We start from the raw sequence: 21,691 nt of genomic DNA, 5'->3' as shown, positions 1-21,691 counted from the left end.
GCCCTGGCCAGCGCGGAGGACTCGATGATGTTTGAGTTAAGGGTGCTTGATGGGCAGCGCCAAGGCGCTGCTTTACCGTTGTTTGGCGAGCAATGGAGCATGGGGGCTCACGCGGACGCTGACCTGATATTGAACGATCCGGGAGTCGTCGAGCAGCATGCGCTCCTGCGGTTTATCGACGGCAACTGGTCGGTGCAGGCCGAAGCCGGGCTGTTGCGAGACCCCGACGGCCAGGTACTGGCGCAGATCGCCAGACTGGAGCTGAACGTGCCGTTTTCGTTGGGGGACGTGCGCCTGTGCGTCACCTTGGCCGAGCAGCCATGGCCCCAACCCGCACTTCCTGAGACGGTAGCGACGCTACCGGCCAATGAGCCTGCGCAAGCGCGGAAGTTATCGTCAATCTCGCACGTGCAGCAAAGGCGCCTGATCAGCCTGGTGTTGGTGGCGGCGTTAATCATCCTGGTAGTGGGCATGGACTCCGAAGAGGACCGCGAGGCACAGGCGTCTCTAATGGTGCCGCCCGTGGTTCAGAAGCAGGAATTGGCTTCGTCTGTTGCCGTACGCCAGCAGCTGTTGAAGATGCTCAGCGAGCGCGAGCTGAGTCAGCGGGTCACCTTGCAAGTGATCAATGGCCAGGTGGCGCTCAGCGGAGATGTCTCCCATGACGAAATGGAGTTGGTGGCGCGCATGCTCAGCCGTTTTGGTGAGCAATTCGACAGCTCGGTGCCGGTGATCAGCCGTGTGCGTGTGCACGATGGCGCACTGCCGTTCAGGATTGTGCAGATCGTCGGTGGGCCGAATGGTCACGTGGTCCTGGATCAGGGCGACCGACTGTTTTTGGGTGACGAAGTGGAAGGGCTGCGCCTGGTGCAGATCGACAACAACAAGGTCGTCTTCGATGGCGCGCGCCGTTACGAGGTGCGCTGGTGAGTGTGGATCTGCAAGCGCGTCTTGAGGCCTGGCAGCAGCGCCAGTCCCAGTCCCTGGCCGGCTTTGCGCCGGTGTCGATGCGAGGTCGCATCCAGCGTGTCAACGGCATGTTGCTGCAATGCCGATTGCCCCAGGCGCGTATTGGCGACTTATGCCAGGTGGAAAAAAGACCGGGCGAAAACATGCTCGCCGAGATCGTCGGTTTCGATGAGCAGGATGCGGTGCTCAGTGCCTTGGGACACCTGGAAGGCGTGCGCGTCGGCGCCAGTGTCGAGCGCCTGGGAGTCTCCCATCGAGTGCAGGTCAGCAGTGCCTTATTGGGTCAGGTGCTGGATGGTTTCGGGAGGCCGATCACGGGGGAGGGGGCCAGCGCGTTTGTCGAGGCGGACTTACCCGATACCAGTGCGGTGTTGTGTGAAGCGCCGTTGCCCACCGAGCGACCGAGGATTAACCGTGCGCTGGCCACCGGAGTGCGTTCGATCGATGGCCTGCTCACGCTTGGCGAGGGGCAGCGTGTGGGGCTGTTCGCCGGGGCCGGTTGTGGCAAGACCACCTTGTTGGCCGAGATCGCGCGTAACGTCGACTGTGACGTCATCGTGTTCGGCCTGATCGGCGAGCGAGGTCGGGAGCTGCGTGAATTTCTCGACCATGAGCTCGATGACTCGTTACGCGCCAAAGCGGTACTGGTGTGCGCCACCTCCGATCGCTCCAGCATGGAGCGCGCCCGGGCCGCGTTCACGGCGACGGCATTGGCCGAAGGTTTTCGGCGCAAGGGTAAGCGGGTATTGCTGCTGATTGACTCCCTGACCCGTTTCGCCAGGGCGCAACGCGAAATCGGCCTGGCTTGCGGCGAACCCCTGGGGCGCGGAGGTTTGCCTCCTTCGGTATACAGCCTGCTGCCACGGCTGGTAGAGCGTGCCGGATTGACGCGTGATGGCGTGATCACTGCGATCTATACGGTGCTGATTGAGCAGGACTCGATGAACGATCCGGTGGCCGATGAAGTTCGCTCGCTGCTCGATGGGCATATCGTGCTGTCACGCAAATTGGCCGAGCGTGGGCACTACCCGGCGGTGGATGTGTTGGCCAGCCTTTCGCGCATCTTGAGCAACGTCGCAGAGCCCGAGGATATTCGCGCAGGTACGGCATTGCGACGGTTGCTGTCGGCGTACCAACAGATCGAGTTGATGCTCAAGCTGGGGGAGTACCAGCCCGGCAACGATGCCCTGACCGATTTGGCCGTGGACAGCCGTCAGGCGGTCGATGGCTTTCTGCGCCAGGACCTGCGTGAGCCTACGCCGATGTTTACGACGCTGGAGCAACTTAAGGATCTGACCGCCCATGTCCCATTCTGATGAGCTTCTCGGTGAAGTCGAGACGCTGCGGCGCCTTCGCAGGCATAGGGCTGACCGCGCCGAGCGCGCCCTGCGTGAGGCGAAACGTGCCCAACAGGCCCTGCTCGCCAATATCCAGCAGGCCAAGGACACGCTTGAGCAGACTCGGCAGGAGGAGGCCCTGCAAAGTGCTCAATTGCTCAGCCAGCATCAAGGCCAGGTACTGACTCTGAGGGACTTGAAATCCTGGGGCGCACAGGAGCGCTGCCTGTCTGACAGTACTCGGCAGGAGATGGGCCGTCTGGAGGCATTGCAGGGCCAGCAGGATGAAAGGAACAGTCGTGTTGGCAGCGCCCAGAAACAGGTCACGGAATACCTGCGGCAGGTGGAAAAGCTTCAGGAGTTATCCCTTTTACTTGCTCAGGAGCAGATATGACCGAGGTTTCAAATAAACCCGCTGAGCGTCCGCGCCCACGCGAGACACGTGAGGAACCGGGGGCCACGGCAGGCGTGCCTGTGGAACTCGGGCGATTCTTCGCCCAACTGTTTACCGAAGAGAGGGGAGGCGCTGGGGCTTCCTTATCGGGCAAGAAGGCATCCGCCGGTATAGCTCATATCGATGCACTTGCCGAACAACTGGCACCTCGTCTGCAGTCAGCGTCGCAATGGCCGTTGCAGGCGGTGTTGTACTTGCCTCGCCTGGGACGGATCAACGCCAGTGTGCGCCGCGAACAGGGGGCCTGGACGATCGAGCTGGAGGCCGAGCAACACACGACGGCACGCTGGCTCAGCGGTGTACGCCAACAGTGTGAGGGCCGATTCGCGGTTGCGTTGGGACAGCCGGTGAACTTGCTTGTGCCCAGCGTCGGTTGTGCATGCTGATGCCGCAGCTGACATTTCCCTTGGTTAATGGCGATACGGCTGCCGCGCGCCGTCGATTGGGGCGCGGCCTGCGCCTGCCGTTTAAGGTGGTCGGGCAGGACGGCGAGTTGCTGCTTGAACCCGGGAGTGCCCCTGCGCAAGACAAGGCCGTGTGCTTTGAGACGGTACGTGGGGTACTGGCGTTTGCTGACGCCGGGCCGCTGCTCAGTCTGCTGGGTGAGTGCCCGGTGACCTTGGCGCAGTTTGGCAACGACCCGGACTCCTGGTTCTGGGCGTTGTACCAGCACCATATGAGTCCCCAGGTGCGGGAGCTGCTGGGTTATGTGCGTTTGCTGGAAACCCATCGACCCAAGGGGTTTGGCTGCCGGCTCAGCGTGACCCAGGGCGCGTCGCGGGTTGAGGGCTACGTGTGGCTGACCCCCGAAACCTTCCTGGCGTTATGTGAGGCAGGGCCTTGGCGCGCCACAGCGGCAGCGTTGCCGGCACGGTTTCAACTGGCAATCGCCGTGACCCTGGGGCATGCGCAATTACCGATTGCGCAGGCGCGCAGTTTGCGCAGCGGTGATGTGCTGGTACTCGACTCGCGTTTTTTTTCCGCCCAGGGCACCGGCTACGTGCAGGTTGGCAGGCAGCGGTTGCACGGCCGCATTGACGATGACACCGGGCCGTTGTGTCTGACGCTTACTTCTATCGAGGACTCGCCTGTGGACGACAATTTTGCAGCTCCCCATTACTCGGCGCATGAGGAGGATAAACCGGTGCTGGACGTATTTGGTCAAGAGCCATTCGAGGCGTTGAGCGTGGCGCTGAATGTGCGCTGCGGAACGCTGAACCTTACCCTCGGCGAGTTGCGCAACCTCGCGCCCGGCTCGGTGTTGGGCATTGCCGGTTATTCGCCCGGCATGGCGGGGCTTTTTTATGGCGACCGCGCCATTGGCCAGGGCCAGTTGGTCGAGGTGGATGGGCGCCTGGGTTTGCAGTTGTCTCATGTGATGTTCGGCCAATGATCCTTCAAGGGCTCGACCCCATAGTCCTGGCGGTATTTCTGGCAACGCTGTCGTTGCTGCCCATGCTGTTGATCATCTGCACAGCGTTTTTGAAGATTGTCATTGTGCTGATGATTACCCGCAACGCCATCGGCGTGCAGCAGGTGCCGCCAGGTATGGCCATCAATGGCATTGCGCTTGCTGCGACGCTGTTCATCATGGCGCCAGTGGGTTACGAGATCGCCGAGAACGTCAAGGCCTCGCCCCTGGATACGAGCAATGTGCAAACGCTGTTGCAGACGGGCAATGAGGCCATCAAACCGTTGCGAGCGTTCATGCTGCGCAACGTGGATCCGGATGTGCTGACGCACCTGCTGGATAACACCGCGCGCCTGTGGCCAGAGAAAATGGCGCAGGAGGTGCAGCGTGAAGATCTGATTTTGCTGATCCCCGCGTTCGTGCTGTCGCAATTGCAGGCGGGGTTCGAGATCGGCTTTCTGATCTATATCCCCTTCATCGTGATCGATCTGATTGTCTCCAACCTGCTGCTGGCGCTTGGCATGCAAATGGTCTCGCCGATGACCATTTCCCTGCCGCTCAAATTGCTGCTGTTCGTATTGGTATCGGGCTGGTCGCGCTTGCTCGACAGTCTGTTCCTTTCCTATCTCTGAGGGGCGTATGGAACCGATTGTGCTGTTCAAGCAAGGCATGTTGCTGGTGGTTGTGTTGTCGGCGCCACCGTTGATTGTCGCGGTGGTAGTGGGTGTGCTGACGTCCTTGGTGCAAGCGCTGATGCAGATACAAGACCAGACGCTGCCCTTTGGCATCAAGCTGGTGGCGGTAGGGGTCACACTGATCCTGACCGGGCGCTGGATTGGCGTGGAGTTGATCCAGTTGATCAACCTGACCTTCGATATGATTGGCCGATCGGCCCTGAACTGAGGCCTGCCCTGTGCTGCTATATCTAGAGTTCCTGCCCAGCCTGGTGATCGGCATGGCGCGCATTTACCCCTGTGGCATGCTGGTGGCAGCGTTCTGTTTCCAGCATATACGCGGCATGCCCAGGCACGTCGTAGTGATGGTCATGGCCCTGATACCCGCGCCAGGCATTCATGCGACATTGGAAGGCCAGGGCTACTCCGCACTCCTGCTCAGTGCGCTGGTACTCAAGGAGGTGGCATTGGGGTTGCTGCTGGGGATATTGCTGTCGATGCCGTTCTGGCTGTTCGAGTCGGTGGGCGCGCTGCTGGATAACCAGCGTGGGGCCTTGGCGGGTGGTCAGCTCAACCCTTCGCTGGGGCCGGATGCAACGCCGATAGGGCACTTGTTCAAGCAACTGGCGATTTTTCTGTTGATGGCCACCCTGGGGTTAGGCGCGTTGACCCAGGTGATCTGGGACAGTTACCTGATTTGGCCGCCCACTGTGTGGTTTCCACTCCCGGCACCTGATGGCATGCGTGTATTTGCCGACCTGCTGGGCGACACCTTCATGCATATGATGCTCTACGCTGCGCCGTTTATCGCGGTGCTGCTGTTGCTGGAGTTCGGCATCGCGCTGCTGGGGGTCTACAGTCAGCAGTTACAGGTGAGTACGCTGGCGCCGCCGGTCAAGTGCCTGGCGGGTATCGGTTTTCTGCTGTTGTACTTTGCGCTGCTGCAGGACCTGATGGTTGGGCGTATGAGCCAACTGGGTGACCTGAAGCACTCGCTGGGCCTTTTATTCAAGGCCCCGATGCCATGAGTGACTCGGGGGAAAAAAAGCACCCGGCTTCAGCCAAGAAGCTGCGTGACCAGCGCAACAAAGGCCAGGTCGCTCAAAGTCAGGATGTGGCCAAGTTACTGGTGCTCACGGCCATCAGTGAGATCGCCTTGTTGACCGCCGAACCCAGCTTGCAACGCTTCCAGCAATTGATGTTGTTGCCGATCTCACGCCTCAACCAACCCTTTGTGCGGGCGTTGGAAGAAGTGCTGATTGAAAGCCTGGTGGTGTTTTTCTCATTCGCCCTGTTGATGGCAGGCGTGGCGATTGCCGCGAAGCTGATCGGCAGTTGGATGCAGTTCGGAGTGTTGTTTGCCCCCGAGACACTGAAGCTCGATTTCAATCGCCTCAACCCGATCAGCCAACTCAAACAGTTTTTTTCTGCACAGTCGCTGATGAACCTGTTGATGAGCGTCGCCAAAGCGTTTCTTTTGGGGGTGATTGTGTACGTGGTGGTCTGGCCCTCTCTTGGGACGTTGATCAACCTGGCAAACAGCGATCTGCAAACTTACGTCGTGGCATTGATTGCGTTGTTCCGCCATCTGCTGCATGCCTGCCTTGCATTGTTGCTGGTACTGGCCTTTATCGACTTTTCCTTGCAGAAGCACTTCTTCGCCAAACGCATGCGCATGACCCAGGTCGAGATGGTCAAAGAGCACAAGGACATGGAAGGTGACCCGCATGTGAAGGGCCAGCGCCGCGCGTTGGCACAGCAATTGGCCCAGGAGGAACCGAAGGTCAAGCTGCCCAAGCTGGAGGAGGCCGATATGTTGGTGGTGAACCCGACCCACTTTGCTGTCGCCCTGTATTACCGCCCTGGCAAGACGCCGCTTCCGCTGCTGGTCAGCAAAGGCACGGACGCCGACGCCCGCCAGTTGATTGCGCGGGCGAAGGCTGCCGAGGTGCCGGTCATCCAGTGCGTATGGCTGGCCCGCTTGCTTTATACCAAAGCGTTGGGCACCAGCATTCCCCGCGAAACCCTGCAGGCTGTTGCGCTGATCTACCGCACCTTGCGTGAACTCGATGATGACGCCAAGCGCGAGACGCTGGAATTACCGGAGCTGGAGCGGCGTTGATCAACGGCTGGAACGTGCGTCCAAGGCTTCGAGATTGGCAAGCGTCAGCATCCGACTGAGGATCCTGTCCAGCGCATCGTTCGACGCCGGCAGCGCGTGCCAGACCACCAAGGCACCCTGAGCGTCGAGATAGATAAAACAGCCATCGAATACCACGGCCCGCTCAAAGCGTCGCTCCAGCACTTGCTGCAATTGTCCTGCCTGCAACGCTTCACGCGCGACCTGCAAGGCCATGCCCGGGCGATTGCCGGCGTGCAATGCACATACCTTGATGCCGGGCGCGAGCATCAGGTGAGCGGCTGCGCCGCTCACCAGGTTGTCCAGAAATACCTGGCGTTGATTGTCGGGCATTTCCTGGCGGCTCATCGTTCCAGCGAGACAGTCTGGTAATCCGACCGCTCCCCGGTGGGGCCAGCCTCGGCGCGCATCTGCGGTGGCCACCAGATCACCAATGTATCCTTGCTCGATTGCGGGCGTGAGCAGGAGTCGCCCTTGCAGGTGGGAGTACAGCCGGCGACAAGCAGTGCTGCGCCGATCAGGGTTACGCACATTAAGCGCTGTTTCATGGCTTGGCCTTCTGAGTTGGGATCGTCAAGGAGGTGCGGGGTACGCTGAGGTGTTCATCCTTCACCACGGGGCGCATGGCGATAAATACCTCGGCTTCTTCACCTGGCTTGAGCCAGGCGCGCGGCCACACGCTGACGGCCAGGGTCTGCGAGTTGCTGCATTCCTTTTCGTCGATACGTACGTGGCGGTTGGCCTGGTTGCGCAGCACCACTACCGCCACGTTGTACTCAGGTCCCGCGTACCATTGACTGCGTTCGGTGTTCAGCGCGAGTAAGTCGCGGGTGCTGCACAACGTGTTCAGTCCCAGAGGCATCGGTTCCTCTTTGAAGGCCTTGGGCACTTGCCCGCTGACCATGTGCGCCAGGGTGCTGATGATGTCGCTACGCTTGATGACCGGCTGGTGAGGGCTATAGCGCCGCGCCAACGGTGCGAGGGCTGCCTGCAGTTCGGCCTGGTCGTCCTGAGGCAGGTAGCGCGATGGATCGGCCTGGTCACCGATGACACGCGGGGTGAGGATGAACAGCCGTTCACGCCGATTGCTCTGCCGTTCGGTCGAGGAAAAAAACGTCTTGCCGAGCAGAGGGATATCACCCAGCAGGGGCACTTTGGTGCGTTTGTCGCTGCTTTCGCTGACATGGAAACCACCAACCACCAGCGAGCGCTTTTCCGCCATGACAGCCTGGGTGCTGACCTTGCCTCGGCGTACATCGAGGTTGTCGTGGGCGGGGTTGGATTCGTCGAAATTGCCATCTTCAATATCCACCGCCAGATGGATCTGGTGGCTGCCACGGCTGGTGATGACACGGGGGACAACCTGGAAGCTGGTGCCCACGGTGACCGGCAAAATAGTTGCATTCTCTCGGCCGGGCGTGAGGTATTGGGTGCGGTTGAAGTCGATGACGGCCGGTTGGTTTTCCAGCGTGAGTACGGAGGGGTTGGAGACTATGCTCGCCAGCCCCTTGGCTTCCAGCGCGCGTATATCCGCGTAGAAACGCTCGCGGTTTTCAATCGACACCTGCGACGAGGCGCCGGGCGCCATATTGACTCCGCCACGGAATCGACTGTTCTGAAACCCCCAGTTAACTCCGAACTCCTGCAGTTGCGTGCGCTCGATATCAAGAATGATCGCGTCAATTTCCACCAGCTTGCGCGCGACATCGAGTTGATTGATCAACTCGTGGTACATGCCCTGACGCTCCGGCAGGTCATAGATCAACACAGCGTTATTGCGCACGTCGGCTTCGACGCGGATCCTGCTGGACGAGGCGGGTGCGCGCGAGGTGAGTGGAGGCGGCGCGTCTGACTGTCCGGCGTTGGCGTTTGTCCCCATCATCTGCCCCAGTAAGGGGGTATTCAGTCGGTGCGTGTTCGGCATGAGCGGCGCGGGCTGTGACGCAGAGCGCTGGTTCAGCTTGTCGAGGGTCGAATTGGAGCGCGGCTCCAGCAACCCTTGCAGGATGCTGGCCACCCCCCCAATAGTGAGCTTCTCGCCGCGGTAATCGACTTGACGGTCTGCAGCATTGGCGAATTTAAGCGGGAAGCTCAGCACGCTCTGCTTTTCATCTTGAGAGCGGCGCTGAGTGCTGAAATGTTTGATCTGCTCGATATAGCGCCGAGGGCCCGAAACGAGTACCACGCCGTCTGCGGGCAACTCGCCCCAACCGAAACGGCTATCAAGCAGACCGATATCGGTGAGCGCTTGCTTAAGATCGGCAATGGCCTCGGACGAGACCTCCAGACGTGCTGATTCTTGCTGGTCCAGCGTGCTGATATAGAGAGTGTTGTTGTACAAGTACCACTGGAACCGGTGTTCTACCCCCAGCCGGTCGAGCATCGACTGCGGGGTATTCGCGCGAATCTTGCCATTTACGTGACCCTCCAGCAGCCCCTCGACATGCAGCTGTGTACCAAAGGTCTGGGCGAAATCCTCCAGTACTTCCCGCAGGGGCTTATGTTCGGCTTCATAAGCGTACGCGGTGTTTTTCCATTCGGTGGGGATGGCAGCCAATGTGCTTCCCGCTGGAATCAACAGCCAGGACAGCAAGACCGTGGTGCGCCAACGGGCTCTTTTCGATGAATCACCAGGCGAATCAAGGCACAAGCGGCTGGGCTTTTTGAGCGTGTTATACATAGATAATTCTCTGGTTAATACGAGAGTGAACGTAGCGAGGTGGGTTTGACGTGTTGAGGGGGGCGGGCCAGGCGCGCGCCGATTGCGCGCCGGGTATCGCGCTGGTTGAGCAGGGCTTCGAGGCAACCGAACAGGTGCGCCTGCCCATCCCCGACCTTCGATATTTGAATCAGCCAGAGCGCTCCGGTGTCAGCTTGTTGAGCCACTGTCCCCTGGAAATGAGTCAGGCTGGCCGCGCCCAGACGCAGCCAGTTTTGCAAGGTCGTGTTGTCGGGACGAGTTGATGTCAGTTGAGCACTTAATAGAACAGCACCTCCCTGACGTGTCAGCGTGATTTCGTCGTCACCTTCAACCAGCGTGATCTGTTCCTTTGCGCTGCTTAACCATTCACCCACGAGATCTCTCATTTACGGAAAGCTTTCCAGGGTCGTTTTGAGCATCTGGTTGATAGTTTTACCGTGTTCATTGTAGAACTCTCGGGTGACTAACTCGCGGGTCGTCAACTTGTGGAATAATTCACCGTCCTCCGATAGCAAGGCTTCTTCGTAGCGTGATTTATATTCCTGATAGGCAGAATTTCTACTTCTTTCTAGTGATTCACTCTGATCTTTGAAAAAATCCATGATTTTTCCTTTAAGTTCTATAGATTAAGTGTGTATTTAAGCAACTAGCTTTTAGTGTTGGATGTAAATAAAGTCTCTGGCCGTGTGGGATTAGATCTCGATCCTATAATCTTTCCCTTGTTTGAAAAAAGTATCGAGCATGGCGTTCCAGCTGATACGGAAGTCGCCTTCTTCTGTTTTCAGTACGAGGGTTTGAGGGGGAATCGTTTCGTCAGCGTGGAGGCTCCAAAAGGTACGATTGTGATGAGCGAGAACCTCTTTTATGGCCTCAAGATCATGAGGGTGACAGAGCAGTGTTGCGCTGATTTCCTGGACTTGGCTCTCCAGCAATTGCTTCAGTAGCGCTTTTAGTCTTTGCGCAGCGACTGTCTCGTCCAGCAGGCAACGAATTGCCTGGTTGGTGATAGCCGTCGCGTATTGTTCGAGGTTGTCGCACATCGCCTGACGATCGCATTCCCACTGCTTGAGTTGAGCATCGGCGCGTTGCCAGATCTCCAGTGACGCTGCTTCCAGCAATGCCTCGCATTGTTTCTTGGCCTGACTTATCAACTCATCGGCCTGGTTATTGGCATGGAGCAGGAGTTGGTTGGCCTGTTGCCAGCTTTCAAGCTCTTCGCGCAGGATAAGGCTGCATCGCGCTCCAGCGATGCCGTTGGGCAGCTCAATGGTGTGTCGGCATAACATCGCTGGTTTCCTCACTCAAGGGGAGCAGGGGCGTGGAGTCGTTCTCTGTCGTCGTAACGCGCCAGACGACTGCCTGCCAGAGTGTGTTCAATCGGCTGTTTGCGCTTTCGAGTGGCGCGCTGGTCATTTCAGTCTCGCGTACGCGTTGACGGGGAAAGCGCAATCGAAGGCGCTGCCATACAGCCGGTTCAAGCCAACTATGGAGCAGTCCCAGCGGATCGGAATCGGGTGGCAGCATGTTGGGAGGCAGCGCCTTGGAGAGGCGCGTGCACCACAAGTGATGAGCTTCATTCAATGGGGACGTGGCGGCAGGATTGAAGGTTTCGTGAACCAGTGTCAGCACCAGGTTGAGTTGCTCCGCCGAGCTCAAGGCCAAGCGCAGCACGGTAGGGTGAGGTTCAGCAGGAAGGCAGGCGGAAAACCCTGTGAGGGTGTCTGGGGCTGACCGCCGACTGTGAAAAAGCACTTCAATCGCAGGATACTCGCTGCCCTTCCAGTCTTTGTGGGCAGACGTCCAGGGAAACACCCACCATTGTGCCCAGGCCAAGTGCTCACGCATGAGGGAATCGGAGCTAGGCGCCATGAATTGAACTCGTTGAATCGCCTTCCAAGGCCGACGCTTGAGGTGCTCGCTGACGGCGATTGCGCACGAACAATGTGCCAGCCACGGCCGATATCAGGCCAAGCAACAAAGCGATGACGCTGGTTCGCCAGAACCCGAGATCATCGCTGGGCACCAGGAACGGGCCGAAATACACCAGGCGTTGTTGTTCTTGATAAGTGGTGGCAGGTACGAATATCACGGTGAGCTTTTGCGGGTCGTTCACCGCCGTCGTCATGCCTGGGATGCTGCTCGCCACCATTCTGCGAACCCGTGCGCGGATGTTATCGGGGTCCAGACGTGGATCATGCTTCATAAACACTGACGCGGAGGCGGGTTGGACCGGCTCTCCTGGAGCGATGCGTTCCGGCAGCACCACGTGTACGCGTGCGACGATAACGCCGTCGATGTTGGACAAGGTGGCCTCAAGCTCTTGAGACAAGGCATAGATGTAGCGTGCTCGCTCTTCCAGCGGCGTGGAGATTACCCCTTCCTTGCGAAACGTATCCCCCAGCGTGGCGCGGGCAACTCTGGGTAGACCGGCGGCTTCCAGCGTGCGTACAGCGCGGCCGATGTCGGCAGTATTAACCGCCACGATGACACCATCTTTGGCCGGGATTTTTTGTGCGCGAATATGTTTATCCGCCAACTCTGCCACCACCTCATTGGCTTCCTGTTCGGAGAGCTGGCGATGAAGTTCCACGCGATCACTGCAGCCACTCAATATCAATGCAATGCCCAGGGCTAAGGCGAGAAACAGAGAGTTATTCATTGTTAAGACTGCATGTTGCAGATCTTGTCGATACCCTGTGTCGTCTTGGCAAGGCATTTCACCATCAGTTGTGATGTAAGTTGCGCGTTATATAGTTCGCGCGGGAAATTCGCTATCGCCTCGACGTCTATTTCTGTTTTGGTAGAGCGAAGTATTTTTGCAAAACCATTTCTTGATTCGCTGAGATGCTTTGACGCTTCTGTCAGAAGTACTGAGTCGCCAGGTCTGACAGAGGTATTGTTGGTCGGGTGTGAACTCTCCAACAGGGACGTGAAAAAGTTGACGTCCATACTTTGCCCTGATTGTTCCGGTGTCGTTCGGGCAGCCGTGATGACGTCGAATTCGTCTGAAAATTGATTTTCTATTATTCTCATGGACTCTCCACTCTCTCAGGGCATAAAGCAACTTATATAGAGATACGTCAAATAGCCCGCAGAGCTGATCGGATGATTACCTCTCGAGCTGAGAGGTAATCGATCAAGCAAAGTTACTGAGCCTTGGAAGAGGCGATCAGGCCTTTAAGGTGACTTACTCGAGACGAGGTCCAGGCATTATCTAACGTGTCTCTAATGGTTTTTTTCTGGATATATTCGGCTTCAATCTCATCTGGAGTCTTAGACTTCGATTTCATGTAACCATCGGCACGGTGACCGATATTGGTAATGCCTTGTATAAGTGAACCTATGATCATGTAGAGCTCCACTGATAACTTAAGGAGGTATTTAATATGCCTTTCTTCAAGCCCCGGGGGTGAAATAGCGTACGGTGAGGCTTGATGTTGACATATAACTATGTGGCCTATGCGAGCGAAGTGTTCCATGACTTTTTAGGCTTAGGTGTTTCTGAATTTTACTGGGGGGCTTATCACCCAGTTCAGTTGGGTTGTATGCCTATTCAGTTGATACGCGAAGGTTAATATTGGCTGCCAAGGCAATCGCTAGTTGGAGGGCGCGATGGCGCTTATACCAGCGATATGTCGAGTTGTTTCATCCTGTAGTACAGCGTGCGTTTAGCGACCCCCAGTTCAATAGCCGCGGTATCTACACAGTGATGGTGGCGATACAACGATTCTTCAATGAATGCTTTTTCGATGCAGTGCAGGCGTGCCTTGAGGCCGGTCCGGGCATCCTGTTGGTCGCTCTCCGAGGTTGAAAACGGTGGCAGGCCCAGTACGAACCGTTTGGCCGTAGAACGTAACTCACGAACATTGCCCAGCCAGGTGTGGCACAGCAGTTGTTGCAGCAGTCCGTCGGAGGGCGCTGGGGCTGTGCATTTGAACTGTTGGGCTTCTTGCTGAATCATTTTCAGGAACAACGGGATGATGCACTCTCGGCGGTCACGCAGGGCTGGAAGCTGGATGTTGACGACATTCAGGCGGAAGTACAGGTCACGCCTGAAGGTTCCGAGTTCGACCATCTGATGGAGTGAGTGCTGGGCAGATGCTATGACACGCATGTCCACCGGGATAAAGCGGGTTGAGCCCAGGCGCTCGACCCCCCGTGACTCCAGCACGCGCAGCAGTTTGGCTTGCAGGTTCAACGGCATGCTGTCGATCTCATCAAGGTACAGGGTGCCGAGATGGGCGGCCTCGATAAAACCGGCACGGGACTGGATTGCTCCGGTATAGGCACCGCTGTTGACGCCGAACAATTGGCTTTCGGCGAGACTTTCAGGAATGGCTGCACAATTGACGGCAACAAAGTTGCCACGCCGTGCCGATAGACGATGAACCCGCTGTGCCAGGGTATCTTTACCGGTGCCGGTCTCTCCCAGTAACAGTATGTCTATGTTGAGGGATGCCGTGCTTTTCAGTGTGTTTTCAATATCCGTGTCTTCGAAGAGTGAAAGGTCTTTTTGATCTTCTCTAGGGGCGGAGACCGACATCGAAGAGTTCTCCATTTTCGCTGGACTTCAGTGTTGAGAGGGCAGTGCGCACGTGTTAATCAGGGAGGGAGGGTATAAGATTTATCATGCGATATTGAAGTAACAGTGGGCCGAAATAATGTAGGAAAACCCGGTTTTATCGAGTTTAAATTGTGTAACTGCTGGGTTGCTTTAAGTGCGGGGGAGTCAGTAGGGGAAGTCTGATAGTTGGGCGTGACTGATGCTGATCAGAGGATATGAATATTCAGCCACAAAAAAAGCCGATGCAGTGCATCGGCTTTTTTGTTCGGACAATCGCGGTGTTTACACGTTAAAACGGAAGTGCATCACATCGCCATCTTTTACGATGTATTCCTTACCTTCCAGGCGCCACTTACCGGCTTCCTTGGTACCGGCTTCACCCTTGTACTGGATGAAGTCGTTGTAGGCGATCACTTCGGCGCGGATAAAACCTTTTTCGAAGTCGGTGTGGATCACGCCGGCGGCCTGAGGTGCGGTGGCACCAACCTTAACGGTCCAGGCACGCACTTCTTCGACACCGGCGGTGAAGTAGGTCTGCAAGTTGAGCATTTCGTAACCGGCGCGGATCACGCGGTTCAGGCCAGGCTCTTCCAGGCCCAGGGCCTCAAGGAACATGTCTTTTTCTTCGCCGTCATCAAGCTCGGCGATTTCTGCTTCGATCTTGTTGCACACCGGAACCACGATGGCGCCTTCTTCGTCGGCAATGGCCTTGACCACATCAAGCAGCGGGTTGTTCTCGAAACCGTCTTCTGCGACGTTGGCGATGTACATCACCGGCTTGGTGGTCAGCAGGTGAAAGCCCTTGATCACGGCCTTTTCGTCAGCGCCCATAGTCTTCATCAGGCTACGTGCCGGCTTACCCAGGGTGAAGTGCGCAATCAGCTGCTCCAGCAGGCCTTTCTGGACCACAGCGTCCTTGTCGCCGCCCTTGGCGTTACGCGCGACTTTCTGCAGTTGCTTCTCGCAGCTGTCGAGGTCGGCGAAGATCAGTTCCAGGTCGATGATCTCGATGTCGCGTTTCGGGTCGACGCTGTTGGAGACGTGAATCACGTTTTCGTCTTCAAAGCAGCGGACCACGTGGGCGATGGCGTCGGTTTCACGAATGTTGGCCAGGAACTTGTTGCCCAGGCCTTCACCTTTCGATGCGCCGGCCACCAGGCCTGCGATGTCGACGAACTCCATGGTGGTCGGCAGGACGCGCTTGGGATTGACGATGGCCGCCAGTGCGTCCAGGCGTGGATCCGGCATCGGCACGATACCGCTGTTGGGCTCGATGGTGCAGAAGGGGAAGTTCTCCGCCGCAATACCGGACTTGGTCAAAGCGTTGAACAAGGTGGATTTGCCGACGTTGGGCAGGCCGACGATGCCGCAATTGAATCCCATGGTGTTTCCCCTCGGAAAAAAGTCAGGCCTTCTGGCTGTGCAGGTTTTTCATCGCACGGTTCCATTCCCCGGCGAAGATATCCGGCAGCACGCCGAGGGCAAAATCGATGCTGGCATCGAGTTTTTCCTGTTCGGCGCGTGGCGCACGACCCAGGACGAAATTTGAAACCATACTGGCGACGCCTGGGTGGCCAATGCCGAGCCGCAGACGGTAAAAAGTATTCTGATTGCCCAACTGCGCGATGATGTCGCGCAGGCCATTGTGCCCGCCGTGCCCGCCGCCTTGCTTGAGCTTGGCAACACCGGGTGGCAGGTCCAGTTCGTCATGGGCCACCAGGATTTCCTCGGGTTTGATCCGGAAGAAGCCCGCAAGCGCCGCGACAGCCTGGCCGCTGCGGTTCATGTAGGTGGTGGGAATCAGCAGACGAACATCCTGACCCTGGTGCGAGAAGCGCCCGGTCAGGCCAAAATATTTGCGATCGGCGGCCAGGTTTACACCTTGGGCGTGGGCGATGCGCTCAACAAAAAGGGCCCCCGCGTTATGCCGGGTCTGTTCGTATTCGGCGCCTGGATTTCCCAGGCCAACGATCAGTTTAATGGCAGTCACGACAGGGGCCCTTCCTTTGGAGTTGTGGATAATATCGCCTGACCTGAGTGCGGCGAAAGTGGACGACAGGAGCTAACTTATCCAGAGATAAACTTCGCGTTATCGCCCGCTTTCTCGCTACGTTTCGGTCCGCGATGTTTCCTCAAGCTCCGGCAATACAGAGTGAATTACTCTGCAGCGCCTTCTTCAGCTTCTGGAGCAACGCGTGGAGCGTGTACGTTTGCAACAGCTTTGTCATCACCGTGAGCCAGTGCAACGAATTCAACGCCTTTAGGCGCTTTGAGGTCGGACAGGTGAACGATGTCGCCGATTTCCAGAGCCGACAGGTCGACTTCGATGAACTCAGGCAGGTCTTTCGGCAGGCAGGTCACTTCGATCTCAGCGACAACGTGCGAGACTTCGCCGCCTTTCTTGACCGGAGCTTCTTCACCAACAAAGTGCACAGGCACGATAGCGGTCAGTTTCTGACCGGCTACGACGCGTACGAAGTCAGCGTGCAGCACGTGGCCTTTAGCTGGGTGACGTTGCAGGGCCTTGATGATGACGTTCTGCTTTTTGCCACCCACGTTCAGCTCGATGATGTGGCTGTAGGCCGCATCGTTTTCGAGCAGCTTGGCAACTTCTTTAGCCAGCATGCTGATGGATTCAGGGGCTTTGTCGCCACCGTAAACTACAGCTGGAACCAGGCTTGCGAGACGACGCAGGCGGCGGCTCGCACCTTTCCCCAGGTCGGAACGCACTTCAGCATTCAGAGTAAAATCGTTCATGTTGTATCTCCAAAATAACCACATTCGCCCCAGCGTTTGCGACCAGCGCTAAAGGCGATATGGGCAAAAAAGCCCCGCCCCAACAGAATGCTGGGGCGGGGCGCTTTTCGTCAGTGAGGTGTTCCGAAGGTTTGACCCTTAGCGGAACATCGCGCTGATCGATTCTTCATTGCTGATGCGGCGAACCGCTTCGGCAACTACCGGTGCGATATCCAGTTGACGGATACGCGCACAGGCTTGAGCAGCGGCGGACAACGGGATGGTGTTAGTCACCACCAGTTCGTCCAGCACGGAGTTCTCGATGTTCTCGATCGCTCGGCCCGACAGCACAGGGTGTGTGCAGTAGGCGAAGACTTTAGCAGCACCGTGCTCTTTCAAGGCTTTGGCCGCGTGGCACAGGGTGCCGGCGGTGTCGACCATGTCATCAACCAGAATACAGGTACGCCCTTCGACATCACCGATGATATGCATCACTTCAGAGTGATTGGCTTTCTCGCGGCGTTTGTCGATGATCCCGAGGTCCACGCCCAGGGATTTGGCAACAGCCCGTGCACGCACGACGCCACCAATGTCCGGGGACACGATCATCAGGTTTTCAAAGCGCTGGTCTTCGATGTCATCCACCAGAACGGGGGAGCCGTAGATGTTATCTACCGGAATATCGAAGAACCCCTGGATTTGGTCAGCGTGCAGGTCAACCGTGAGAACACGGTCGATGCCTACCACGGTGAGCATGTCAGCAACGACTTTCGCGCTGATAGCCACACGTGCGGAACGCGGACGGCGATCCTGACGGGCATAACCAAAGTAAGGGATTACAGCTGTGATTCGAGTCGCTGAGGAGCGGCGGAAGGCATCAGCCATCACGACGAGTTCCATCAGGTTATCGTTGGTCGGAGCGCAGGTCGGCTGAATAATGAAGACGTCTTTACCGCGGACATTTTCATTGATCTCGGCTGTAATTTCGCCGTCGGAGAACTTACCGACAGAGATGTCACCGAGAGGGATATGCAGCTGACGTACGACACGTCGAGCCAGATCGGGGTTGGCGTTCCCCGTAAAGACCATCATCTTGGACACGCGCAGTACCTAGAGGCTGAGGGTAACCTGGATGAGTATTAGAAAATGGCAGGGGCGGCTGGATTCGAACCAACGCATGGCAGGATCAAAACCTGCTGCCTTACCGCTTGGCGACGCCCCTGTATCTGTTGCAACGAGTACCCAGTACTCGATTCCTTTTAGAGCAGACTTTGCAGCTTGCGATGCAACATCGAAACGTTGCTTCCCTTTGCTACAAACCCTGTAAGGGTCTCTGTAAGAAGGGCCGAGACTTTATCAGCTTCAGCTTTGCTTGGGAAGCCCCCAAACACACAACTTCCAGTTCCGGTTAATTTTGCTTCGGTAAATTTACCTAACAAATTCAAAGCGTTACGTACCTCTGGATAACGCCTTGCTACAACCGGCAAGCAGTCATTTCGACTGTTTCCCTTGGGAACGGGGCGCACTTTAATGGGAGGAGAGTTACGTGTCAACAGTGGATCTGAAAAAATTTCTGCTGTACTTACAGATACTTGCGGGACAAGCACGACATACCACGGCTCTTCGGGGTATTCCGGGGTGAGTTTTTCCCCCACGCCCTCAGCAAAAGCGGCGTGTCCACGCACGAAAACCGGGACGTCGGCGCCCAGCGTCAGGCCCAGCGCAGCCAGGCGATCAAAGTCCCAGCCCAGTTGCCACAAGTGATTGAGACCCAGCAGCGTGGTCGCGGCATTTGAGCTGCCACCACCTATTCCGCCCCCCATGGGCAAAATTTTATCGATCCATATATCGATGCCCTGGGAACAACCGGACTGCTCCTGAAGTTTTCTGGCCGCCCTCACGATCAGATTGCTGTCGTGGGGCACGCCTTCGAATTCAGTGTGCAGCTGGATCACGCCGTCGTCGCGCACGGCGAAGGTGAGCTCGTCGCCGTAGTCGAGAAATTGAAACAACGTCTGCAACTCGTGGTAGCCGTCTTCACGGCGACCCAGAATGTGCAGCATCAGATTGAGTTTGGCCGGGGAGGGCAGGGTCAACTTTTCTACGGTCACGTTTATTGCCCCAGCTTGCGTGGTTGCCAGTCCTTGATCACCAGCGTGACGTCCAGGTCGGTGCCATGCAGCTTGATGCGCTCGGGCAGCCAATAGCCACCCTGTTCCACGTAGCTGAGGTACTCAACCTGCCAGCCATCTTGCTCCAGGTTGGCCAGACGGCTGTCACCGTTAAGGCTCAGGCGGCTCTTGCTGTCCGGCGCAGGCAGGCCGCGGACCCACCACACGAGGTGCGAGACCGGCAGTTTCCAGCCAATCTGTTCTTCCAGCAGCGCTTCGGGCGAGGTGGCTTCATAGCGCCCTTGATTGGCAACTTCGAGGCTGACTTGCCCAGGGCGACCCGTCAGGCGAGCGGCGCCACGCCCCAAGGGGCCTGACAAGCGAATGTCGTAGTAGTCCTGGCGTTGCAGCCAGAACAAGGTGCCGCTGCCGGAGTCTTTCGGCGCGCGAACCCCGACTTTGCCTTCGATCTGCCAGCCGTCGATGCTGCTGAGCTGATCCTTGTGCTGTTGCCATTGTGCCGGGTTGCCCTGGCCCTCGACGGATTCACGGCTGCCGACGCCCGCGCAACCGGCGAGCAGGGCAATGAGGCTGAAAACGATAACGTGGCGCAAGAACATAAGCTTAAAGGGTCTCGGATCCGGTCAGGCGCTTGATGGTGCCGCGCAGGATGGGGCTTTCGGGTTGTTCCTTGAGGAATTTTTCCCAGATTTGTCGGGCTTCGCGTTGCTTGCCGTTGGCCCACAGTACTTCGCCCAGGTGGGCGGCAACTTCCTGGTCGGGAAAGCGCTCAAGCGCCTGGCGTAGCAAGCGCTCGGCTTCATCCAGGTTGCCCAGGCGATAGTTGACCCAGCCCAGGCTGTCGAGTACGGCCGGGTCTTCAGGATTGAGCTTGTGCGCCTGTTCGATCAGCGCCTTGGCCTCGTCGTAACGCGTGGTGCGGTCGGACAAGGTGTAACCCAAGGCATTCAGGGCCATGGCGTTGTCCGGGTCGCGCTTGATGATCAGGCGCAGGTCTTTTTCCATCTGTGCCAGGTCATTGCGTTTTTCCGCCTGCATGGCGCGTGTATACAGCAGGTTCAAATCGTCTGGGAATTGCAGCAACGCTTGCTGCAGCAGCTTCCAGGCGCGCTCGCCCTGATTGTTGGCCGATAGGGTCTCGGCCTGGATCAGGTACAGCTGGATCGCGTAATCGGGTTCTGCATCCCGCGCAGCCGTCAGGCGTTTCTCCGCCTCGTCGGTGCGGCCGTTGCTCATCAGGATATCGGCCTGGCGCAGTTGCGCCGGCAGGTAGTCGTTGCCGGGGCCGACTTGGGCGTATTCGAGCAGGGCAGCCTGCGGATCGTTGCGCTCTTCGGCAATACGGCCGAGGTTCAGGTGCGCCGAATCCACATGGCTTTCCCGTGCGATCAAGTCTTCCAGGTAACCCTTGGCCTCGTCCCAGGCCTTGGCTTCCAGGCACACCAGCGCCAGGGAATAGCGCAGTTCGTCGTCGTCCGGGTATTGCTGGACCAGGTTGGCGAACTGCACTTTGGCGTCCTCCATACGGTCCAGTTCCACCAGCGTGCGCGCGTAAGTCAGGCGCAGGCGCTTGTCGTCCGGATACTTCTTGATGCTTTTTTCCAGCAGCGGAATGGCTTCCTTGCCGCGATTGAGGTTCTGCAGCAGGCGCGCACGCAGCAGGATCGGGGCAATCTCGCCTTCGTCCGGCGGATTCTGCTCCAGCAGCTTCAGTGCGGCGTCGGCTTCATCATCCTGTTGCAGCAGCAAAGCCTTGCCGAACACCAACTGGCTGTTCTTCGGGTGTTTTTGCAGCAGGCGGTCGAAACTCTTCATCAGGCCATTACGCGTGTCCTGGTCGGTGTCGGCGGCCGACAGCGCGAGGAAGTCGAAATGGGTGTCGCCCTTGCCCTGCAGGACCTTCTCCATATAGACCATGGAGTCGTCATAACGCCCCGCCCGTGCCAGCTGAATGGCGGCTGCCCGTTGCGCTTCCAGATCGTCCGGCGCGTTCTTCGCCCAGATCAGCGAGGTGTCCAGCGCGGCCTGATCGGCCCCCAGGTACTCGGCAATGCGGAATGCCCGCTCGGAAATCCCCGGATCCTGGGTGTTGATGGCCTGGGTCACGTAATTATCCAGCGCAATGTCGAAGCGATTGCGCTGGCCGGCCAGTTCCGCGCTGAGCAGGCTGAACACCGTTTCTTCACTGAACGAGGAATAAACCTTGGGCTTTTCAGGCGCGGGGGTGCTGTCTTCCACCGGCGGTGTACCGTCCGGCGACACGGGTGCCATGGCCTGGCAGCCGCTGAGGAAGACAAAAGCGAGGAGCAACGCGGAGGATCTATTCATATAGGAAGAGGACGACTAACCTGCGGTCGGATCATCATGACACAAGCCTTCGGCCAAACATAACCGTGTAGGAGCGAGCTTGCTCGCGAAAAGCCTGAGGACAACGCGTTTTGTCAGGAGGCCGTGTCATGGTTCACGACCATCGCGAGCAGGCTTGCACCTGCAGATGGCCTTTTTATAGGCATAAGCTACTAGGACAATAGACGACGGTGGTTGTTCTGAATCTTTCGAAGTAGGACAATTGT

At 57.7% G+C, this 21,691-nt stretch carries 26 protein-coding genes and 1 tRNA gene; 9 read left to right on the top strand and 18 right to left on the bottom strand.

Annotated features, from left to right (window positions below):
* The first annotated feature begins 27 nt into the window (after positions 1-27).
* From J1G35_RS01720 to sctU, 9 genes are read left to right on the top strand one after another with little or no spacing between them, the layout of a single operon-like run.
* Positions 28-930: an FHA domain-containing protein gene (locus J1G35_RS01720; protein ID WP_223013127.1), complete on the top strand. Its 903-nt coding sequence runs from the start codon at positions 28-30 to the stop codon at positions 928-930.
* On the top strand, positions 927-2,285 hold the full coding sequence (locus J1G35_RS01715) for a FliI/YscN family ATPase (protein WP_053131914.1): 1,359 nt from the start codon (positions 927-929) through the stop codon (positions 2,283-2,285). The genes J1G35_RS01720 and J1G35_RS01715 overlap by 4 nt, the downstream gene beginning before the upstream one ends.
* Positions 2,272-2,700: a YscO family type III secretion system apparatus protein gene (locus J1G35_RS01710; protein WP_223013047.1), complete on the top strand. Its 429-nt coding sequence runs from the start codon at positions 2,272-2,274 to the stop codon at positions 2,698-2,700. Before J1G35_RS01715 ends, J1G35_RS01710 begins: the two co-directional genes overlap by 14 nt.
* On the top strand, positions 2,697-3,146 hold the full coding sequence (locus J1G35_RS01705) for a type III secretion system HrpP C-terminal domain-containing protein (RefSeq protein ID WP_223013045.1): 450 nt from the start codon (positions 2,697-2,699) through the stop codon (positions 3,144-3,146). Before J1G35_RS01710 ends, J1G35_RS01705 begins: the two co-directional genes overlap by 4 nt.
* Positions 3,140-4,153: a FliM/FliN family flagellar motor switch protein gene (locus J1G35_RS01700; RefSeq protein ID WP_053131905.1), complete on the top strand. Its 1,014-nt coding sequence runs from the start codon at positions 3,140-3,142 to the stop codon at positions 4,151-4,153. The genes J1G35_RS01705 and J1G35_RS01700 overlap by 7 nt, the downstream gene beginning before the upstream one ends.
* Positions 4,150-4,803 (top strand): type III secretion system export apparatus subunit SctR, encoded by a 654-nt coding sequence (gene sctR, locus J1G35_RS01695; RefSeq protein WP_053131902.1) that lies wholly within the window; start codon positions 4,150-4,152, stop codon positions 4,801-4,803. Before J1G35_RS01700 ends, sctR begins: the two co-directional genes overlap by 4 nt.
* Before the next feature lie 7 nt (positions 4,804-4,810).
* Positions 4,811-5,074: a type III secretion system export apparatus subunit SctS gene (sctS, locus tag J1G35_RS01690; RefSeq protein ID WP_053131899.1), complete on the top strand. Its 264-nt coding sequence runs from the start codon at positions 4,811-4,813 to the stop codon at positions 5,072-5,074.
* A gap of 10 nt (positions 5,075-5,084) precedes the next feature.
* Positions 5,085-5,873, top strand: coding sequence for a type III secretion system export apparatus subunit SctT (sctT, locus tag J1G35_RS01685; protein ID WP_053131897.1), 789 nt, complete (start codon positions 5,085-5,087; stop codon positions 5,871-5,873).
* Positions 5,870-6,967: a type III secretion system export apparatus subunit SctU gene (sctU, locus tag J1G35_RS01680; RefSeq protein WP_223013043.1), complete on the top strand. Its 1,098-nt coding sequence runs from the start codon at positions 5,870-5,872 to the stop codon at positions 6,965-6,967. Before sctT ends, sctU begins: the two co-directional genes overlap by 4 nt.
* Here sctU and J1G35_RS01675 read toward each other — a convergent pair whose 3' ends face one another.
* The 18 genes from J1G35_RS01675 to J1G35_RS01590 form a co-directional block, all read right to left on the bottom strand.
* Positions 6,968-7,318: a hypothetical protein gene (locus J1G35_RS01675; RefSeq protein WP_053131941.1), complete on the bottom strand. Its 351-nt coding sequence runs from the start codon at positions 7,316-7,318 to the stop codon at positions 6,968-6,970. It lies immediately after the preceding gene.
* An 11-nt stretch (positions 7,319-7,329) separates the two neighbouring features.
* The gene (gene hrpT, locus J1G35_RS01670; RefSeq protein ID WP_223013041.1) at positions 7,330-7,533 is read right to left on the bottom strand and encodes an HrpT family type III secretion system protein; all 204 of its coding nucleotides are present in this window, start codon (positions 7,531-7,533) and stop codon (positions 7,330-7,332) included.
* Positions 7,530-9,665: a type III secretion system outer membrane ring subunit SctC gene (sctC, locus tag J1G35_RS01665; RefSeq protein WP_223013039.1), complete on the bottom strand. Its 2,136-nt coding sequence runs from the start codon at positions 9,663-9,665 to the stop codon at positions 7,530-7,532. The genes hrpT and sctC overlap by 4 nt, the downstream gene beginning before the upstream one ends.
* A gap of 14 nt (positions 9,666-9,679) precedes the next feature.
* Positions 9,680-10,072: a type III secretion protein gene (locus J1G35_RS01660; protein ID WP_223013037.1), complete on the bottom strand. Its 393-nt coding sequence runs from the start codon at positions 10,070-10,072 to the stop codon at positions 9,680-9,682.
* Positions 10,073-10,288 (bottom strand): hypothetical protein, encoded by a 216-nt coding sequence (locus J1G35_RS01655; RefSeq protein ID WP_053131880.1) that lies wholly within the window; start codon positions 10,286-10,288, stop codon positions 10,073-10,075.
* Positions 10,289-10,378: 90 nt separating this feature from the next.
* Positions 10,379-10,972 carry a type III secretion system stator protein SctL gene (gene sctL, locus J1G35_RS01650; RefSeq protein WP_053131877.1) on the bottom strand — a complete coding sequence of 198 codons (594 nt, stop codon included), beginning with the start codon at positions 10,970-10,972 and terminating at the stop codon, positions 10,379-10,381.
* A gap of 572 nt (positions 10,973-11,544) precedes the next feature.
* Complete coding sequence (gene sctJ / locus J1G35_RS01645; RefSeq protein WP_053131872.1) at positions 11,545-12,345, bottom strand: type III secretion inner membrane ring lipoprotein SctJ; 801 nt, start codon at positions 12,343-12,345, stop codon at positions 11,545-11,547.
* Between the two features lie 2 nt (positions 12,346-12,347).
* Positions 12,348-12,719 (bottom strand): EscI/YscI/HrpB family type III secretion system inner rod protein, encoded by a 372-nt coding sequence (locus tag J1G35_RS01640; RefSeq protein WP_223013035.1) that lies wholly within the window; start codon positions 12,717-12,719, stop codon positions 12,348-12,350.
* 113 nt (positions 12,720-12,832) lie between these two features.
* Positions 12,833-13,036 (bottom strand): hypothetical protein, encoded by a 204-nt coding sequence (locus J1G35_RS01635; protein ID WP_053131866.1) that lies wholly within the window; start codon positions 13,034-13,036, stop codon positions 12,833-12,835.
* 269 nt (positions 13,037-13,305) lie between these two features.
* Positions 13,306-14,229 (bottom strand): sigma 54-interacting transcriptional regulator, encoded by a 924-nt coding sequence (locus J1G35_RS01630; RefSeq protein ID WP_053131863.1) that lies wholly within the window; start codon positions 14,227-14,229, stop codon positions 13,306-13,308.
* A gap of 303 nt (positions 14,230-14,532) precedes the next feature.
* Entirely contained in the window at positions 14,533-15,633 is a 1,101-nt protein-coding gene (gene ychF / locus J1G35_RS01625) for a redox-regulated ATPase YchF (RefSeq protein WP_053131861.1), read from the bottom strand.
* Positions 15,634-15,655: 22 nt separating this feature from the next.
* Positions 15,656-16,240: an aminoacyl-tRNA hydrolase gene (pth, locus tag J1G35_RS01620; RefSeq protein ID WP_053131858.1), complete on the bottom strand. Its 585-nt coding sequence runs from the start codon at positions 16,238-16,240 to the stop codon at positions 15,656-15,658.
* A gap of 167 nt (positions 16,241-16,407) precedes the next feature.
* Positions 16,408-17,007, bottom strand: a complete 600-nt coding sequence (locus J1G35_RS01615) for a 50S ribosomal protein L25/general stress protein Ctc (RefSeq protein ID WP_053131856.1) — start codon at positions 17,005-17,007, stop codon at positions 16,408-16,410.
* Between the two features lie 138 nt (positions 17,008-17,145).
* Positions 17,146-18,087, bottom strand: a complete 942-nt coding sequence (locus J1G35_RS01610; protein ID WP_003171603.1) for a ribose-phosphate pyrophosphokinase — start codon at positions 18,085-18,087, stop codon at positions 17,146-17,148.
* Positions 18,088-18,133: 46 nt separating this feature from the next.
* Positions 18,134-18,208, bottom strand: a tRNA-Gln gene (locus J1G35_RS01605).
* Between the two features lie 37 nt (positions 18,209-18,245).
* The gene (gene ispE / locus J1G35_RS01600; RefSeq protein WP_256243894.1) at positions 18,246-19,049 is read right to left on the bottom strand and encodes a 4-(cytidine 5'-diphospho)-2-C-methyl-D-erythritol kinase; all 804 of its coding nucleotides are present in this window, start codon (positions 19,047-19,049) and stop codon (positions 18,246-18,248) included.
* 50 nt (positions 19,050-19,099) lie between these two features.
* Positions 19,100-19,717: a lipoprotein insertase outer membrane protein LolB gene (lolB, locus tag J1G35_RS01595; protein WP_053131850.1), complete on the bottom strand. Its 618-nt coding sequence runs from the start codon at positions 19,715-19,717 to the stop codon at positions 19,100-19,102.
* A gap of 4 nt (positions 19,718-19,721) precedes the next feature.
* Entirely contained in the window at positions 19,722-21,446 is a 1,725-nt protein-coding gene (locus J1G35_RS01590; protein WP_053131846.1) for a tetratricopeptide repeat protein, read from the bottom strand.
* Between the last annotated feature and the right edge of the window lie 245 nt (positions 21,447-21,691).

The organism is Pseudomonas sp. SH10-3B (assembly GCF_019891415.1).
GTDB lineage: Bacteria > Pseudomonadota > Gammaproteobacteria > Pseudomonadales > Pseudomonadaceae > Aquipseudomonas.
Note: the sequence above shows the minus strand (reverse complement) of the source record. Positions and strands in the feature narration are given on the sequence as shown.

What these genes read in the sequence shown, in the direction of transcription:
- J1G35_RS01720 (WP_223013127.1), top strand. Translation starts at nt 28, where the DNA reads ATGTTTGAGTTAAGGGTGCTTGATGGGCAGCGCCAAGGCGCTGCTTTA.
- J1G35_RS01630 (WP_053131863.1), bottom strand. Translation starts at nt 14,229, where the DNA reads ATGTCGGTCTCCGCCCCTAGAGAAGATCAAAAAGACCTTTCACTCTTC.
- sctU (WP_223013043.1), top strand. Translation starts at nt 5,870, where the DNA reads ATGAGTGACTCGGGGGAAAAAAAGCACCCGGCTTCAGCCAAGAAGCTG.
- sctS (WP_053131899.1), top strand. Translation starts at nt 4,811, where the DNA reads ATGGAACCGATTGTGCTGTTCAAGCAAGGCATGTTGCTGGTGGTTGTG.
- J1G35_RS01640 (WP_223013035.1), bottom strand. Translation starts at nt 12,719, where the DNA reads ATGAGAATAATAGAAAATCAATTTTCAGACGAATTCGACGTCATCACG.
- J1G35_RS01615 (WP_053131856.1), bottom strand. Translation starts at nt 17,007, where the DNA reads ATGAACGATTTTACTCTGAATGCTGAAGTGCGTTCCGACCTGGGGAAA.
- J1G35_RS01700 (WP_053131905.1), top strand. Translation starts at nt 3,140, where the DNA reads ATGCTGATGCCGCAGCTGACATTTCCCTTGGTTAATGGCGATACGGCT.
- ispE (WP_256243894.1), bottom strand. Translation starts at nt 19,049, where the DNA reads ATGCTGCACATTCTGGGTCGCCGTGAAGACGGCTACCACGAGTTGCAG.
- J1G35_RS01655 (WP_053131880.1), bottom strand. Translation starts at nt 10,288, where the DNA reads ATGGATTTTTTCAAAGATCAGAGTGAATCACTAGAAAGAAGTAGAAAT.
- J1G35_RS01710 (WP_223013047.1), top strand. Translation starts at nt 2,272, where the DNA reads ATGTCCCATTCTGATGAGCTTCTCGGTGAAGTCGAGACGCTGCGGCGC.
- J1G35_RS01635 (WP_053131866.1), bottom strand. Translation starts at nt 13,036, where the DNA reads ATGATCATAGGTTCACTTATACAAGGCATTACCAATATCGGTCACCGT.
- J1G35_RS01675 (WP_053131941.1), bottom strand. Translation starts at nt 7,318, where the DNA reads ATGCCCGACAATCAACGCCAGGTATTTCTGGACAACCTGGTGAGCGGC.
- hrpT (WP_223013041.1), bottom strand. Translation starts at nt 7,533, where the DNA reads ATGAAACAGCGCTTAATGTGCGTAACCCTGATCGGCGCAGCACTGCTT.
- sctJ (WP_053131872.1), bottom strand. Translation starts at nt 12,345, where the DNA reads ATGAATAACTCTCTGTTTCTCGCCTTAGCCCTGGGCATTGCATTGATA.
- sctL (WP_053131877.1), bottom strand. Translation starts at nt 10,972, where the DNA reads ATGTTATGCCGACACACCATTGAGCTGCCCAACGGCATCGCTGGAGCG.
- J1G35_RS01705 (WP_223013045.1), top strand. Translation starts at nt 2,697, where the DNA reads ATGACCGAGGTTTCAAATAAACCCGCTGAGCGTCCGCGCCCACGCGAG.
- sctR (WP_053131902.1), top strand. Translation starts at nt 4,150, where the DNA reads ATGATCCTTCAAGGGCTCGACCCCATAGTCCTGGCGGTATTTCTGGCA.
- ychF (WP_053131861.1), bottom strand. Translation starts at nt 15,633, where the DNA reads ATGGGATTCAATTGCGGCATCGTCGGCCTGCCCAACGTCGGCAAATCC.
- J1G35_RS01590 (WP_053131846.1), bottom strand. Translation starts at nt 21,446, where the DNA reads ATGAATAGATCCTCCGCGTTGCTCCTCGCTTTTGTCTTCCTCAGCGGC.
- sctC (WP_223013039.1), bottom strand. Translation starts at nt 9,665, where the DNA reads ATGTATAACACGCTCAAAAAGCCCAGCCGCTTGTGCCTTGATTCGCCT.
- lolB (WP_053131850.1), bottom strand. Translation starts at nt 19,717, where the DNA reads ATGTTCTTGCGCCACGTTATCGTTTTCAGCCTCATTGCCCTGCTCGCC.
- J1G35_RS01660 (WP_223013037.1), bottom strand. Translation starts at nt 10,072, where the DNA reads ATGAGAGATCTCGTGGGTGAATGGTTAAGCAGCGCAAAGGAACAGATC.